At 41.0% G+C, this 13,460-nt stretch carries 13 protein-coding genes; 6 read left to right on the top strand and 7 right to left on the bottom strand.

All coding sequences use genetic code 11. The features are described from left to right. The first annotated feature begins 92 nt into the window (after nucleotides 1-92). Together HMPREF9423_RS08435 and dtd are read left to right on the top strand one after the other, a co-directional pair. The gene (locus tag HMPREF9423_RS08435) at nucleotides 93-2,309 is read left to right on the top strand and encodes a RelA/SpoT family protein (RefSeq protein WP_006148898.1); all 2,217 of its coding nucleotides are present in this window, start codon (nucleotides 93-95) and stop codon (nucleotides 2,307-2,309) included. A gap of 30 nt (nucleotides 2,310-2,339) precedes the next feature. Next, the gene (gene dtd / locus HMPREF9423_RS08430; protein WP_006148897.1) at nucleotides 2,340-2,783 is read left to right on the top strand and encodes a D-aminoacyl-tRNA deacylase; all 444 of its coding nucleotides are present in this window, start codon (nucleotides 2,340-2,342) and stop codon (nucleotides 2,781-2,783) included. Between the two features lie 43 nt (nucleotides 2,784-2,826). On the opposite strand, the gene HMPREF9423_RS08425 is transcribed toward dtd, so the two are convergent. From HMPREF9423_RS08425 to HMPREF9423_RS08405, 5 genes are all read right to left on the bottom strand, one after another. After that, nucleotides 2,827-3,477, bottom strand: coding sequence for a metal-dependent transcriptional regulator (locus tag HMPREF9423_RS08425; RefSeq protein ID WP_025170199.1), 651 nt, complete (start codon nucleotides 3,475-3,477; stop codon nucleotides 2,827-2,829). Between the two features lie 89 nt (nucleotides 3,478-3,566). After that, nucleotides 3,567-4,061 (bottom strand): thiol peroxidase, encoded by a 495-nt coding sequence (gene tpx / locus HMPREF9423_RS08420; RefSeq protein WP_006148895.1) that lies wholly within the window; start codon nucleotides 4,059-4,061, stop codon nucleotides 3,567-3,569. 121 nt (nucleotides 4,062-4,182) lie between these two features. Then, nucleotides 4,183-5,112 carry a metal ABC transporter substrate-binding protein gene (locus HMPREF9423_RS08415; protein WP_006148894.1) on the bottom strand — a complete coding sequence of 310 codons (930 nt, stop codon included), beginning with the start codon at nucleotides 5,110-5,112 and terminating at the stop codon, nucleotides 4,183-4,185. Nucleotides 5,113-5,143: 31 nt separating this feature from the next. Then, entirely contained in the window at nucleotides 5,144-5,992 is an 849-nt protein-coding gene (locus HMPREF9423_RS08410) for a metal ABC transporter permease (RefSeq protein ID WP_006148893.1), read from the bottom strand. Further along, the gene (locus tag HMPREF9423_RS08405; protein ID WP_006148892.1) at nucleotides 5,989-6,711 is read right to left on the bottom strand and encodes a metal ABC transporter ATP-binding protein; all 723 of its coding nucleotides are present in this window, start codon (nucleotides 6,709-6,711) and stop codon (nucleotides 5,989-5,991) included. Before HMPREF9423_RS08405 ends, HMPREF9423_RS08410 begins: the two co-directional genes overlap by 4 nt. A 180-nt stretch (nucleotides 6,712-6,891) precedes the next feature. Between HMPREF9423_RS08405 and HMPREF9423_RS08400 the strand changes: the two genes are divergently transcribed. Next, nucleotides 6,892-8,784 carry a M13 family metallopeptidase gene (locus HMPREF9423_RS08400; RefSeq protein ID WP_006148891.1) on the top strand — a complete coding sequence of 631 codons (1,893 nt, stop codon included), beginning with the start codon at nucleotides 6,892-6,894 and terminating at the stop codon, nucleotides 8,782-8,784. 38 nt (nucleotides 8,785-8,822) lie between these two features. Here HMPREF9423_RS08400 and HMPREF9423_RS08395 read toward each other — a convergent pair whose 3' ends face one another. Together HMPREF9423_RS08395 and HMPREF9423_RS08390 are read right to left on the bottom strand one after the other, a co-directional pair. Beyond that, nucleotides 8,823-9,452 (bottom strand): MBL fold metallo-hydrolase, encoded by a 630-nt coding sequence (locus tag HMPREF9423_RS08395; RefSeq protein ID WP_006148890.1) that lies wholly within the window; start codon nucleotides 9,450-9,452, stop codon nucleotides 8,823-8,825. A 105-nt stretch (nucleotides 9,453-9,557) separates the two neighbouring features. Further along, a complete protein-coding gene (locus HMPREF9423_RS08390) occupies nucleotides 9,558-10,634 on the bottom strand; it encodes a DUF2974 domain-containing protein (protein ID WP_006155856.1) in 1,077 nt (358 codons plus the stop codon). Nucleotides 10,635-10,729: 95 nt separating this feature from the next. Between HMPREF9423_RS08390 and HMPREF9423_RS08385 the strand changes: the two genes are divergently transcribed. The 3 genes from HMPREF9423_RS08385 (at nucleotide 10,730) to HMPREF9423_RS08375 (ending at nucleotide 13,459) form a co-directional block, all read left to right on the top strand. Next, nucleotides 10,730-11,407, top strand: coding sequence for a response regulator transcription factor (locus tag HMPREF9423_RS08385; RefSeq protein ID WP_000548968.1), 678 nt, complete (start codon nucleotides 10,730-10,732; stop codon nucleotides 11,405-11,407). Continuing rightward, complete coding sequence (locus tag HMPREF9423_RS08380; protein WP_006148888.1) at nucleotides 11,400-12,374, top strand: sensor histidine kinase; 975 nt, start codon at nucleotides 11,400-11,402, stop codon at nucleotides 12,372-12,374. The genes HMPREF9423_RS08385 and HMPREF9423_RS08380 overlap by 8 nt, the downstream gene beginning before the upstream one ends. A gap of 326 nt (nucleotides 12,375-12,700) precedes the next feature. Next, nucleotides 12,701-13,459 carry an ABC transporter ATP-binding protein gene (locus HMPREF9423_RS08375; protein WP_000173366.1) on the top strand — a complete coding sequence of 253 codons (759 nt, stop codon included), beginning with the start codon at nucleotides 12,701-12,703 and terminating at the stop codon, nucleotides 13,457-13,459. Nucleotide 13,460: the final 1 nt, after the last annotated feature.

Genomic DNA, 13,460 nt, shown 5'->3' with positions numbered 1-13,460 from the left:
ATAAAGTTTAGAAACTCGGATAGAAGGAGACTTTACTAGTTTTCTTATTGACTAAAAAGTGTTAAAATGGTAGGAAGAACTGGAGAGTATGCATGCCAAAAGAAGTAATTTATTCTGGCGATGAAGTCGTCGCTTTAACGCAAAAATATTTATCGAAAGAAGATGTGGCTTTTGTCCATAAGGCCTTGGTTTATGCTGTAGAGTGCCACAGTGGCCAATATCGTAAATCAGGCGAGCCCTACATTATCCACCCTATCCAGGTAGCAGGTATCTTGGCTAAGCTCAAGTTGGACGCCGTCACTGTTGCCTGTGGTTTTTTGCATGACGTGGTAGAAGACACAGATGCTACTTTGGATGACTTAGAGCGCGAGTTTGGTCATGATGTTCGAGTGATTGTAGACGGTGTTACCAAGCTTGGTAAGGTCGAATACAAGTCTATAGAAGAGCAGTTAGCTGAGAATCACCGCAAGATGCTTATGGCCATGTCAGAGGATATCCGCGTTATCTTGGTCAAACTCTCTGACCGCCTGCACAATATGCGTACCCTCACGCATCTTCGTAAGGATAAGCAAGAGCGTATTTCCAGAGAAACCATGGAAATCTATGCACCACTTGCTCACCGTTTGGGGATTTCAAGTGTTAAGTGGGAACTAGAGGATCTTTCCTTCCGTTACCTCAATCCGACAGAGTTTTACAAGATAACTCATATGATGAAGGAGAAACGTCAAGAACGTGAAGCCTTGGTCGATGAAGTTGTGACGAAACTCGAGGAGTATTCATCTGAGCGTAATCTTACAGGAAAAATCTATGGTCGTCCAAAGCATATCTACTCTATCTATCGCAAGATGCAGGACAAGAAAAAACGCTTTGAGGAGATCTATGACCTGATTGCCATTCGTTGTATCCTAGACACTCAGAGTGATGTCTATGCGATGTTGGGCTACGTTCATGAGCTTTGGAAACCAATGCCGGGACGTTTTAAAGATTATATTGCCAATCGTAAGGCCAATGGTTACCAGTCTATCCATACGACTGTTTATGGACCAAAAGGACCGATTGAGTTCCAGATCCGTACCAAGGAAATGCACGAGGTTGCTGAGTACGGGGTTGCGGCTCACTGGGCCTACAAAAAAGGAATGAAAGGCCAAGTTAATAGTAAAGAATCCGCCATTGGGATGAACTGGATCAAGGAGATGATGGAACTCCAAGACCAGGCGGATGATGCCAAGGAATTTGTAGATACTGTCAAAGAAAACTATCTGGCAGAAGAGATTTATGTCTTTACTCCAGACGGAGCGGTTCGTTCTCTTCCAAAAGATTCGGGGCCGATTGACTTTGCCTATGAGATTCATACCAAGATTGGGGAAAAAGCGACTGGTGCCAAGGTCAATGGCCGTATGGTTCCTCTGACTACCAAGCTGAAAACGGGTGACCAGGTTGAAATCATCACCAATCCAAATTCATTTGGACCAAGCCGTGACTGGCTCAACATGGTTAAAACCAGCAAGGCCCGTAACAAAATTCGTCAGTTCTTTAAAAACCAAGATAAAGAATTGTCCATCAATAAAGGTCGTGAATTGCTGATTAGTCAGCTTCAAGAAAACGGCTATGTGGCCAATAAATTTATGGACAAGCGTCACATGGATGAAGTACTTCAAAAAACTAGCTACAAGACTGAAGAAGCTCTCTTTGCTGCGATTGGTTTTGGAGAAATTGGAGCTATCACTGTCTTTAACCGTTTGACGGAGAAGGAACGTCGTGAAGAAGAACGTGCCAAAGCCAAGGCAGAAGCAGAAGAGTTGGTTAAGGGTGGCGAAGTCAAGGTAGAGAACAAGGACACACTTAAGGTTAAGCATGAGGGTGGTGTTGTCATTCAGGGAGCTTCTGGTCTCTTGATCCGGATTGCCAAATGTTGTAATCCTGTTCCAGGTGATGATATCGTTGGTTATATTACCAAAGGTCGTGGTGTTGCTATCCATCGCGTGGACTGTATGAACCTTCGTTCACAGGAAAACTACGAGCAACGTCTTCTTGATGTTGAGTGGGAAGACCAATTCTCAAGCAAGGAATATATGGCTCATATCGATATCTATGGACTCAACCGTTCTGGTCTTTTGAATGATATCTTGCAAGTCCTATCAAACACAACTAAGAATATCTCGTCAGTTAATGCCCAACCGACCAAGGATATGAAATTTGCCAATATCCATGTATCCTTTGGAATTTCTAACCTTTCAATGTTGACAACGGTAGTTGATAAGATTAAGAGTGTACCAGAAGTCTACTCAGTCAAACGGACCAATGGTTAAGTATGCTCGATACAGTCAGAAAGGATTTCTATGAAAATCATCGCTCAGCGAGTCAAGCAAGCTCAGGTTTCTATTGAGGGACAAATTCATGGTCAAATCAAACAAGGACTCTTGCTCTTAGTGGGTATTGGACCTGAGGATCAGCAAGAGGATTTGGAGTATGCAGTCAGAAAACTGGTCAATATGCGGATCTTTTCGGATGATGAAGGCAAGATGAACCTATCTGTTAAGGATATCCAAGGAGAAATACTCTCCATCTCTCAATTCACTCTTTTTGCAGATACTAAAAAAGGGAATCGCCCAGCTTTTACAGGTGCTGCTAAGCCTGATGTTGCAGAGGCTTTCTATCAAGATTTTAACCGAGAACTAGCCAAGGAAGTTCCTGTGAAAATAGGTATTTTCGGAGCAGATATGCAGGTGGAACTGGTCAATGATGGACCGGTAACAATCATTCTTGACACCAAAAATAGATAAGAAAAACCAAGCTAGCGGGCTTGGTTTTTTGCTGATAAAGACTTTAGTTCATTTTTTCAACATAGAGTTGTTTGGCAATTTCGAGGCTGACTTGAAGTTCTTCATTGTTGTGAATCAGGGTAAAGGTATTAGAGAAGCCATCGAACTGCTTGACTTGGAGTTGGTCTCCAATATGGATGGCATGTTTATCCAAATATTGGAGGATTTCAAAGCTGTCATGAACTCTTGTCAGAAGGTAGTTTCCTACTTCTTTGATATCAGAAAGTGGCAGGTTATTAACCTCAACTAGAAGCTCACCCTTAGCAGGAATGGTTCCTCCGTGAGGGCAAGTTTTTGGGAAACCTAGCATACTTTCTAATCTCTCTACAAAAAAGTCTGAAACGGTATGTTCTAATACTTCAGCTTCCTCATGAATTTGGTCACTGGTATAGTCTAGATGGTGGACCAGAAAAACCTCAATCAGACGATGTTTACGATAAAGTTCTGATACAAGTGTTAGCCCAATATTGGTTAGCAAGTATCCTTTTTTCTTATCTTTTAAGATGAGATTTTCAGACTGCATGCGCTTAATCATTTCAGTTACAGCTGGAGGAGATACCTGCATTCGAGCAGCAATTTCCTTATTGGTAATCTTAGGAACATCCATGCCAATCTCATAAATACATTTTAAGTAATCTTCTTTATTTGGTGTCATTTGCATTTCCTTGTTTATTATCTCCATCTAGTATACCAAAAAAAGCTAGATTTCTCTAGCTTTCTGTCTTGTTACAAGTGGGCTTTCTTTTAGTCAAGCGACTTTGCTGCTTCAATGGCTGCTTCAAAGTTTGGTTCGCTGTTGATATTGTCCACATACTCAACATAACGGATAATATTGTCAGCATCGAGAACAAATACGGCTCGAGCAAGCAGATGCCATTCATTGATTAAGAGGGCATAATCGCGTCCAAAGGAGTGGTCGAAGTAGTCTGAGAGCATGATGGCATTCTCAATTCCTTCAGCACCACACCAGCGCTTTTGAGCGAAGGGGAGGTCCATAGACACCGTTAAGACAACAGTGTTGTCTAAGCTAGCCAATTCTTGGTTAAAGCGACGAGTCTGAAGTGAGCAGATACCAGTGTCGATAGAAGGAATGACACTCAAAATCTTTTTCTTGCATTCAAAATCAGACAGTGTTTTTTTAGAGAGGTCAGTCGTTGTGAGAGAGAAATCAAGTGCCTTGTCTCCTACTTGTAGTTGTTTTCCTGTAAACGTAACAGGGTTTCCAAGGAATGTAGTCATAAGCTACTCCAATCTTTTTTCTTTCATTCTACATTAAATGTTCAGAGTTTTCCAATAATTTGACCGGATTTTGAATCATTTTAAAAACGCCAATTCATGGTGACTGACGTTTTTAAAATGATTATTTAGCTAAACCTTCAGAAATCTTGTCAAGATTGTATTTCATCATGTTGTAGTAGCTATCGCCTTCTTTACCTTCTTCAGCGATTGAGTCCGTAAAGATTTGAGCATAGATTGGGATGTTTGTGTCTTTTGAAACAGTCTTCATTGGACGATCATCGACACTGGACTCAACAAATAGTGATGGGACTTTCATTTGGCGAAGTTTTTCAACCAAGGTCTTGATTTGGTCAGGAGTTCCTTCTTCTTCAGTATTGATTTCCCAAATATAGGCACTTGGGACACCGTAGGCTTTAGAGAAGTATTTGAAGCATCCTTCACTGGTTACGATGAGTTTTTTCTCAGCAGGAATATTGTCGAATTTAGCTTTAGCTTCCTTGTCAAGTTTGTCTAGCTTATCAGTATATTCTTTGAGATTTTTTTCGTAAAATTCTTTGTTGCTAGGGTCTTTAGCGCTCAATTGTTTTGCGATGTTTTTAGCAAAGATGATCCCATTTTCAAGGTTGAGCCAAGCGTGTGGGTCTTCTTTGCCTTTTTCGTTTTGACCTTCAAGGTAGATAACATCAACGCCTTCGCTGACTGCAAAGTAGTCTTTGTTTTCAGTTTTCTTGGCATTTTCTACCAATTTTGTAAACCAAGCATTTCCACCTGTTTCAAGGTTGATACCGTTATAGAAAATCAAATCAGCTTGAGAAGTTTTCTTGACGTCTTCAGGTAGTGGTTCGTATTCGTGTGGGTCTTGACCAACAGGAACGATACTGTGAAGATCAATCTTGTCACCAGCAATATTTTTAGTAATATCAGCGATGATTGAGTTTGTGGCAACAACTTTTAGTTTTTGACCAGAAGCTGCATCTTTTTTTCCACTAGCACATGCTACAAGAGCAATGACGGAAAGAAAGAGAACGAGTAATGTACCTAATTTTTTCATTAGATCCTCCAATTTATTGGGGCTTTGCCCCTTATTTTAACAAATGTTTATTTTTCAGTTTCAAATATCGTTGTTTTGGAGCGATAAAGAAGCTAATGAGAAAGAAACTAGCAGCTGTAAGCACGATACTAGAACCTGCCGCAACGTTAAAGCTATAGCCGATAAAGAGTCCCAAAACTGAAGCTGTAGCTCCAAAGGTTGAGGAAAGGAAAATCATACTTTTCAGGCTATTAGCATACAGATAAGCAGTTGCAGCTGGGGTAATCAGCATGGCTACAATCAGGATAGTTCCGACACTTTGCATGGCTGTCACAGACACGAGAGTTAGGAGTACCATGAGTAAGTAGTGATAGAAATTGACAGGCATTCCCATGGCTTTAGCCAAGAGTTCATCAAAGGACGTTATCAAGAGTTGCTTGAAGAAAATCCAGATTAACAAGAGAATGGCTGCCCCTACACCCATAGTAATAAACATATCTGTATCTTGAACAGCAAGAATATTACCAAAAAGGATATGGAAAAGGTCAGTTGAACTTTTAGCGACACTAATCAAGATGATACCGAGGGCTAAGAAAGAAGAAAAGGTAATGCCGATGGCGGTATCGCTTTTGACAATCGAGTTTCCCTTGATGTAGGTAATGATGATAGCAGCTAGCAGTCCAAAGACAATGGCTCCGATAAAGAAGTCAATGCCCAAGATGAAGGAGAGGGCTACACCTGGTAAGACAGCATGTGAAATGGCATCTCCCATGAGTGACATCCCACGTAGAATGATGAAACATCCTACAGCTCCAGCTACGACCCCGATAACAATAGCTGTTATCAAGGCATTTTGTAAGAAATGGAATTTTTGCAATCCATCGATAAATTCTGCAATCATAGGTCACCTCCATTGAAAAAGAGTCGATTACCGTAAGCTTCTTTGAGATTGGCTTGGGTAAAGGTTTCTTTGGTCGGACCAAAAGCAATCACTTCTCGATTGACAAGCAAGACTTGATCGAAGTAGTTGGGAACCTTGCTGAGGTCGTGGTGGACGATGAGAACCGTCTTCCCAGCTTTTTTCAGATCTCTCAGCGTATTCATGATGATTTCCTCACTGACTGAGTCAATCCCAACAAAGGGTTCATCTAAGAGGATATAGTCGGCTTCCTGCACCAAACATCTGGCAATCAAGACCCGCTGGAACTGACCTCCAGACAGTTGACTGATTTGACGTTCAGCGTAGTCAGCTAGGTCGACGATTTCAAGGGCCTCTTGCACTTTCTTCCAATGTTTAGCATTTAAACTTCGAAAGAGAGGAATAGAGGGAAATAGTCCTAACGAGACGCATTCCTTGACCTTGATGGGAAAGTTGTAGTCAATATGAATTTTTTGCTCGACATAGGCAACTCGATGTAAGGATTTTTTAACTTCCTTGTCATCGAGAAATGCCTGACCTTGATGTGGGATAATTCCCAGCATACCTTTTAATAATGTTGATTTCCCAGCGCCGTTTGGACCGATGATTCCGGTAATCGTTGGTCCTTGGAGCACTAGTGAAATATCCTTTAGTGCCAACGTTTCTTTGTAGGAGACACTGAGGTTTTCAATACGTATCATACAGTTGTATTCCTCCTAATTTTTAATATACCTTAATTTTATTTTTAAGTCAAGTTAATTTTGGTAAAAATTTAAAATATTAATGATGAAATCAAATAGGAGGAGACGGCATTTTTAATTGCATTCCCCAGGGATTTTTGCTAAGCTAAGAATAAGTGAAAATAGGAAAGCGAGAACAAGATGACACGTTATCAAGATGATTTTTATGATGCCATAAATGGTGAGTGGGAAAAGACTGCTGTTATTCCAGCAGATAAATCGAGAACAGGTGGTTTTATCGACCTTGACGAAGAAATTGAAGAGTTGATGCTAACGACGACAGACAAGTGGTTGGCAGGAGAAGATGTGCCAGAAGATGCCATCTTAGCAAATTTTGTCAAGTACCATAGTATGGTCAGAGATTTCGATAAGCGAGAAGCTGATGGAATTGAGCCAGTTCTTCCTTTATTGAAGGAATACCAGAATTTAGAAAGTTTTGCAGATTTCGCAAGTAAACTAGCAGCATTTGAATTAGCTGGTAAACCAAACTTCCTTCCATTTGGAGTATCACCAGACTTTATGGATGCTAGAACCAATGTTCTCTGGGCTAGTGCTCCAGGAACTATCTTGCCTGATACAACCTACTATGCGGAAGACCATCCTCAGCGTGAGGAATTATTGAACCTTTGGAAAGAAAGTACTTCTAATCTCCTCAAAGCCTATAACTTCTCAGATGAAGAAATCGAAGATCTGCTAGAGAAACGATTGGAATTGGATCGTCGCATCGCAGCTGTCGTCCTTTCAAACGAAGAGAGTTCAGAATACGCCAAACTTTACCATCCGTATTCTTATGAAGATTTCAAAAAGTTTGCGCCTGCCCTTCCATTGGATGACTTTTTCCAAGCGATTCTTGGTCAAGTTCCTGATAAGGTCATTGTAGATGAAGAACGTTTCTGGCAAGCAGCAGAGCAATTCTATAGTGAAGAAGCTTGGCCTTTACTTAAGGCAAGCTTGATCTTGAGTGTGGTTAATCTTTCGACTAGTTATCTGACAGATGAGATTCGTATCTTGTCAGGTGCCTACGGACGAGCTCTTTCAGGAGTTCCAGAGGCTCAAGACAAACGCAAGGCAGCTTACCATTTAGCTCAAGGACCATTTAAACAAGCCCTCGGTCTTTGGTATGCCCACGAAAAATTCTCTCCAGAAGCTAAGGCGGACGTAGAGAAAAAAGTGGCGACCATGATTGACGTTTATAAGGAACGTTTGGCTAAAAATGACTGGCTGACTCCTGAAACTCGAGAAAAAGCCATCGTCAAACTCAATGTCATCAAGCCTTATATCGGCTATCCAGAAGAACTGCCAGCTCGCTATAAGGACAAGGTAGTGGATGAATCTGCTAGCCTCTTTGAGAATGCCCTAGCCTTTGCGCGTGTAGAAATCAAGCACAGTTGGAGCAAGTGGAATCAGCCGGTTGACTACAAGGAGTGGGGAATGCCTGCTCATATGGTCAATGCCTACTACAATCCACAAAAGAACTTGATTGTCTTCCCTGCCGCTATCCTACAGGCTCCATTCTATGATTTGCATCAGTCATCTTCTGCCAACTATGGTGGTATCGGTGCGGTTATTGCCCATGAAATTTCTCACGCCTTTGATACTAATGGAGCTTCCTTTGATGAAAATGGAAGTCTCAAGGATTGGTGGACTGAGAGCGACTATGCTGCCTTTAAAGAGAAAACGCAGAAGGTTATCGACCAGTTTGATGGTCAAGAATCTTACGGTGCAAAAATCAATGGGAAACTAACTGTATCCGAAAACGTTGCCGACCTTGGAGGAATCGCTGCTGCCCTTGAAGCTGCTAAGAGAGAACCAGACTTCTCAGCTGAAGAGTTCTTCCATAACTTTGCTCGTATCTGGCGTATGAAAGGTCGCCCAGAGTTGATGAAACTCATGGCCAGCGTTGATGTGCACGCCCCAGCTAAACTCCGTGTTAACGTCCAAGTGCCAAACTTCGATGACTTCTTTACGACCTATGATGTCAAAGAAGGCGACGGCATGTGGCGTTCACCAGAAGACCGTGTGATTATTTGGTAATCAAAAAACCAAGGATGATTGTCCTTGGTTTTTATATTTTAGAAAAATGGATTGAAGGTTTTTTCGTGCGCGATAGTCGTAGCCGGACCATGTCCTGGATAGACATCGTAGTTTGGAAGGGTGAAGAGCTGGGTTTGGACACTATGAAGGAGTTGTTCCATACTACCAGTTGGCAAATCTGTCCGACCAATGGTTTCTCGGAAAAGGGCATCTCCCGTTAAGACCAAGTGTCCATCTGGGAAAACCAATGAAACTCCACCGATAGAGTGGCCTGGCGTTGGTAAGACTGTAAAGCGGAATTCTTCAATCTGGTATTCTTCATGAAAGACATAAGTGTGTTCAGCTGGTTTGCAGATGACATCCGCCATATCATCGTGTCGAGGGAGTCCTGAAAGGTTGTCAACAGGAGTATAGAGCCAAGAAGCTTCACTTTCTGCTACATAGACTGGAGGATTTCCAAAAGTATCTCTAACTAGGTCAATACTCATAATATGGTCGTAGTGAGTGTGGGTCAGAAGAATGGCACAGACCGGTTTATTGATGGTTTCGATAGTCTTGCGAATGGCTTCCCAATGGCTACCAGGATCAACTACAATCAGGTGTTGCTCCCCTTCGAGATAATAAGTATTTTCATAGGCGATAGGATTCACAGTTTTATGGATTTTCATAGGATTTCCTCTTTCAAAGATTTACAGTTTCTAGTATAACACAGAAGAATAAAATAAGGAATCAACAAGAAAGTCCCTCTATAAAGGAAGGGACTTTTTTAGACATTAAAAATGATTTTTCCAGGCTTGGAAGCGTGCATCCAGTAGGAGTTGTGTCAGATTTTTTAAGATTTCAACTTGCTCGGGCTCCAGTGTCTGGGCTTGAGAAACAAGTTGTTGAATGTGTTCAATAGCATTTCTAGAAGATAAATCGTTGATGGAAGTGATTCCAGATTCTAGGATGGTTCCAAAGAAGAGATCAAAATAGAGTTCGAGTTCTTCATCGGGCACACTGTCCACCCATTCTTTAAGAGCGTCTTTGATTTGGAGACTTTCGCTACTAATTTCCTCTAGTTGGACAAAGTGGTGTCCTTCAGTTAGCCAGCTGAAAGTATTGTGTTGAGCGATTCCACCGAGAGCCGTAGATTTGACGACGGTAGGAGTATCAGGAACTTCTAGCATCATGCCGATGACAGAACCTTGTGGGACATAACGGTGAAATTTAGGGATAACATCTTGATAACCAGTCGTTTCTGTCAGATGAGCCTGCAAACCAGGAGCATCGTAGGTATAAACTGCTGATATCTTTTCCTGCAATTCAGGCTGGATTTGACTAGCAGCAAAGACGGCTAGATTCCCACCTTTAGAATGCCCAGCTATAATCACTTTTTGTTTTGGATGTTGTTTAAAGAAATCTTCCAAGTATTCAAGAGCATGCTTTTGGGCAGGGATTTCCTTCATATAGGTCAGATGGAAATCTTCCTTCCAGCCAATAATACTGTCGTCTGTGCCACGAAAGACAATGAGATAGGTATCTAGGTTCAGACGATAGGTCATAGCAGCGAACTGTTTCTGTTGCTCAGTGTCAATCTCGTTAATAAAGTTTGATAGCTTGCAATTTCTAAAACGTTTGTGTTGGGCAAGCTGGTCCAAAAGTTGCAGACGTTCTTTATTGGTCAACATGGTGCTTTCTCGCGGAACACCTGTTGCGACATCGCTTAAACGATTGACAGGCTGGTCCAATAGGTTATCAAAAGGAAGATAAGTCAGCTCTGTCAAAGCAAGTACATCCAGTTCATTTAAGGGAAGATCATAAAAAGAATCGTATTGAACATCAGTTAGATAGTCAAAAATATTGGCCATGGGAATTCCTTTCTTAACTTTTATCATATCAGATTTGCATCAATTTCGCTAGTAGTCAGAAGAATTTTGCTATAATATAAAAAAAGGAGGAGCAGATGCATAAGATTTTACTAGTAGAAGATGATCCAGTAATCCGTCAGCAAGTTGGGAAAATGCTCTCCGAATGGGGTTTTGAAGTAGTCATGGTAGAAGACTTTATGGAAGTTCTGACGCTATTTGTTCAGTCTGAGCCTCATCTTGTTCTCATGGATATTGGATTGCCTCTCTTTAATGGTTATCATTGGTGTCAGGAAATTCGCAAGATTTCCAAAGTTCCTATTATGTTTTTGTCTTCAAGAGACCAAGCTATGGACATCGTGATGGCTATTAATATGGGAGCAGACGATTTTGTGACCAAGCCTTTTGACCAGCAGGTCCTTTTAGCTAAGGTACAGGGTTTGTTGCGCCGCTCTTATGAATTTGGAAGGGATGAGAGTCTTTTAGAATATGCAGGAGTTATCCTCAATACCAAGTCTATGGATGTGCATGTCAATGGAAAAGCTATCAGCCTAACCAAGAATGAATTTCAGATTTTACGAGTTTTATTTGAGCATGCAGGAAATATCGTAGCGCGTGATGATTTGATGCGGGAACTCTGGAACAGTGACTTTTTTATCGATGACAATACCTTATCTGTTAATGTCGCTCGCTTGCGCAAGAAACTGGAGGAAGAAGGTTTGATTGGTTTTATTGAAACGAAGAAAGGGATAGGGTATGGATTGAAACATGCTTGAACTTAAAAGTTTTTTTCTAGCTTATATCCGTTCGCGTAGCCGTTTTTTTGCTTTTATTCTATCGCTTACAGGTTTGCTTTTTCTCTTTGAAATCTTGTTTGATAAGCAAGGGCCCTACTTTAACTATTTCTTCTTTCTATCTACATTTTTGACATTTTTGTTTTTGGTATTTGATTTCTTGATAGAATTGCAACGTTATCGTAAGGAATTGCTCTATGGCGAAAGAAAAGCTAAGTCACCAATGGAAGTCCTTCTAACTGAAAAATTAGAGAAAAGCGAATCTGAACTCTATCAAAAGAAATCAGATGCTGAAAACCGCTATAATGATTTGGTGGACTACTATACACTCTGGGTTCATCAGATAAAAACACCAATCGCAGCCAGTAAACTCCTTGTAAGTGAGGTGGCGGATCGCCAACTGAAACAACAGTTGGAGCAGGAAATTTTTAAGATTGATTCCTATACCAATCTCGTACTCCAATATCTACGCTTAGAAAGCTTCCATGATGATTTGGTTTTGAAGAAAGAAAATATAGAAGATCTGGTCAAGGAAGTCATTCGCAAATATGCCATTTTCTTTATCCAGAAAGGTCTAAGTGTCGATCTGCATGACTTGGATAGAAGGATTGTGACGGATAAAAAATGGCTGTTGGTAGTCATTGAACAAATCCTGTCAAATAGCCTCAAGTACACAAATGAAGGTGGGGTTGAAATCTACATGGAAGGTTCAGACCTTTGCATCAAAGATACTGGTATTGGTATCAAAAACAGTGATCGGTTGCGAGTCTTTGAACGTGGATTTTCAGGATATAATGGTCGAATGACCCAGCAGTCATCTGGACTTGGACTCTATCTAACCCAGAAAATCAGCCAAGAATTAGGACATCAGATTCAAATAGAATCCGAACTTGGGCAAGGAACAACTGTGAGGATTAAGTTCTCTGAAGTGAATTTACTGATTGAATGAAAAGAATTGTGAAGAGCTTGGAAGAAACCTTTCAAGCTCTTCTTTAGACCTTGATATAGTGAGAAAAAGGCTTCAATTAGATAAAAAATGTAATCTTACAAAAATGTAAGATTAAAGGCCTCTTTTGTAAGGTTATGTTATGGCAAGTCCTCTTTTTTTGGAGTAAACTTAGAGCATAAAGAAAAAGGAGAGGAACCATGAAAACAATTTTACAAAAGAAACATACAAGTAAGCCGAGTCCAAAGGATATCGAGCGAGTTCAAATCGGCATCGAAATGATGCAAGCTCAGTTTCAATTAATGGGATATTAAAAAGGAGAAGTTAAAATGACACTATTAGATGTAAAACACGTTCAAAAGATTTATAAAACTCGCTTTCAAGGCAACCAAGTAGAGGCCCTGAAAGATATTCACTTTACCGTTGAAAAAGGCGACTACGTTGCTATCATGGGTGAGTCTGGATCTGGTAAATCGACTCTACTGAATATTCTTGCTATGCTTGACAAGCCAACGCGTGGGCAGGTCTACCTAAATGGAACTGACACAGCTACCATTAAAAATTCTGAAGCATCAAGCTTCCGTCGTGAAAAGTTAGGCTTTGTCTTCCAAGACTTCAATTTGTTAGATACGCTTTCTGTTAAAGACAATATCTTACTCCCTTTGGTATTGTCTAGAAAGCCTATTACAGAAATGATGAAAAAATTGGTCGTAACGGCTGAAAATCTTGGCATCAATCAATTGCAGGAGAAGTACCCTTATGAAATCTCTGGAGGGCAAAAACAAAGGGTAGCAGTTGCACGGGCTATCATCACAGAACCAGAAATTCTTCTTGCGGACGAGCCAACAGGTGCTCTAGATTCTAAATCGTCTGCAGCCCTCCTTGATATCTTTGATCAAATCAATGAACAAGGACAAACCATTCTCATGGTAACCCACTCGACAGCTGCGGCTAGCCGTGCAAAACGTGTTCTTTTCATCAAGGACGGTATTCTCTATAATCAAATCTACCGTGGTGAAAAGACGGATCGTCAGATGTTCCAAGAAATCTCTGACACCTTGACTGTTATGGCAAGTGAGGTGAACTAGT

The sequence above is a fragment of the Streptococcus infantis ATCC 700779 genome (assembly GCF_000187465.1).
Classification (GTDB): Bacteria; Bacillota; Bacilli; order Lactobacillales; family Streptococcaceae; genus Streptococcus; species Streptococcus infantis.
This window is presented reverse-complemented; position numbering and strand designations above follow the sequence as displayed.

What these genes read in the sequence shown, in the direction of transcription:
- HMPREF9423_RS08385 (WP_000548968.1), top strand. Translation starts at nt 10,730, where the DNA reads ATGCATAAGATTTTACTAGTAGAAGATGATCCAGTAATCCGTCAGCAA.
- HMPREF9423_RS08375 (WP_000173366.1), top strand. Translation starts at nt 12,701, where the DNA reads ATGACACTATTAGATGTAAAACACGTTCAAAAGATTTATAAAACTCGC.
- HMPREF9423_RS08395 (WP_006148890.1), bottom strand. Translation starts at nt 9,452, where the DNA reads ATGAAAATCCATAAAACTGTGAATCCTATCGCCTATGAAAATACTTAT.
- HMPREF9423_RS08425 (WP_025170199.1), bottom strand. Translation starts at nt 3,477, where the DNA reads ATGACACCAAATAAAGAAGATTACTTAAAATGTATTTATGAGATTGGC.
- HMPREF9423_RS08415 (WP_006148894.1), bottom strand. Translation starts at nt 5,112, where the DNA reads ATGAAAAAATTAGGTACATTACTCGTTCTCTTTCTTTCCGTCATTGCT.
- HMPREF9423_RS08390 (WP_006155856.1), bottom strand. Translation starts at nt 10,634, where the DNA reads ATGGCCAATATTTTTGACTATCTAACTGATGTTCAATACGATTCTTTT.
- HMPREF9423_RS08380 (WP_006148888.1), top strand. Translation starts at nt 11,400, where the DNA reads ATGCTTGAACTTAAAAGTTTTTTTCTAGCTTATATCCGTTCGCGTAGC.
- HMPREF9423_RS08405 (WP_006148892.1), bottom strand. Translation starts at nt 6,711, where the DNA reads ATGATACGTATTGAAAACCTCAGTGTCTCCTACAAAGAAACGTTGGCA.
- HMPREF9423_RS08435 (WP_006148898.1), top strand. Translation starts at nt 93, where the DNA reads ATGCCAAAAGAAGTAATTTATTCTGGCGATGAAGTCGTCGCTTTAACG.
- HMPREF9423_RS08400 (WP_006148891.1), top strand. Translation starts at nt 6,892, where the DNA reads ATGACACGTTATCAAGATGATTTTTATGATGCCATAAATGGTGAGTGG.
- dtd (WP_006148897.1), top strand. Translation starts at nt 2,340, where the DNA reads ATGAAAATCATCGCTCAGCGAGTCAAGCAAGCTCAGGTTTCTATTGAG.
- HMPREF9423_RS08410 (WP_006148893.1), bottom strand. Translation starts at nt 5,992, where the DNA reads ATGATTGCAGAATTTATCGATGGATTGCAAAAATTCCATTTCTTACAA.
- tpx (WP_006148895.1), bottom strand. Translation starts at nt 4,061, where the DNA reads ATGACTACATTCCTTGGAAACCCTGTTACGTTTACAGGAAAACAACTA.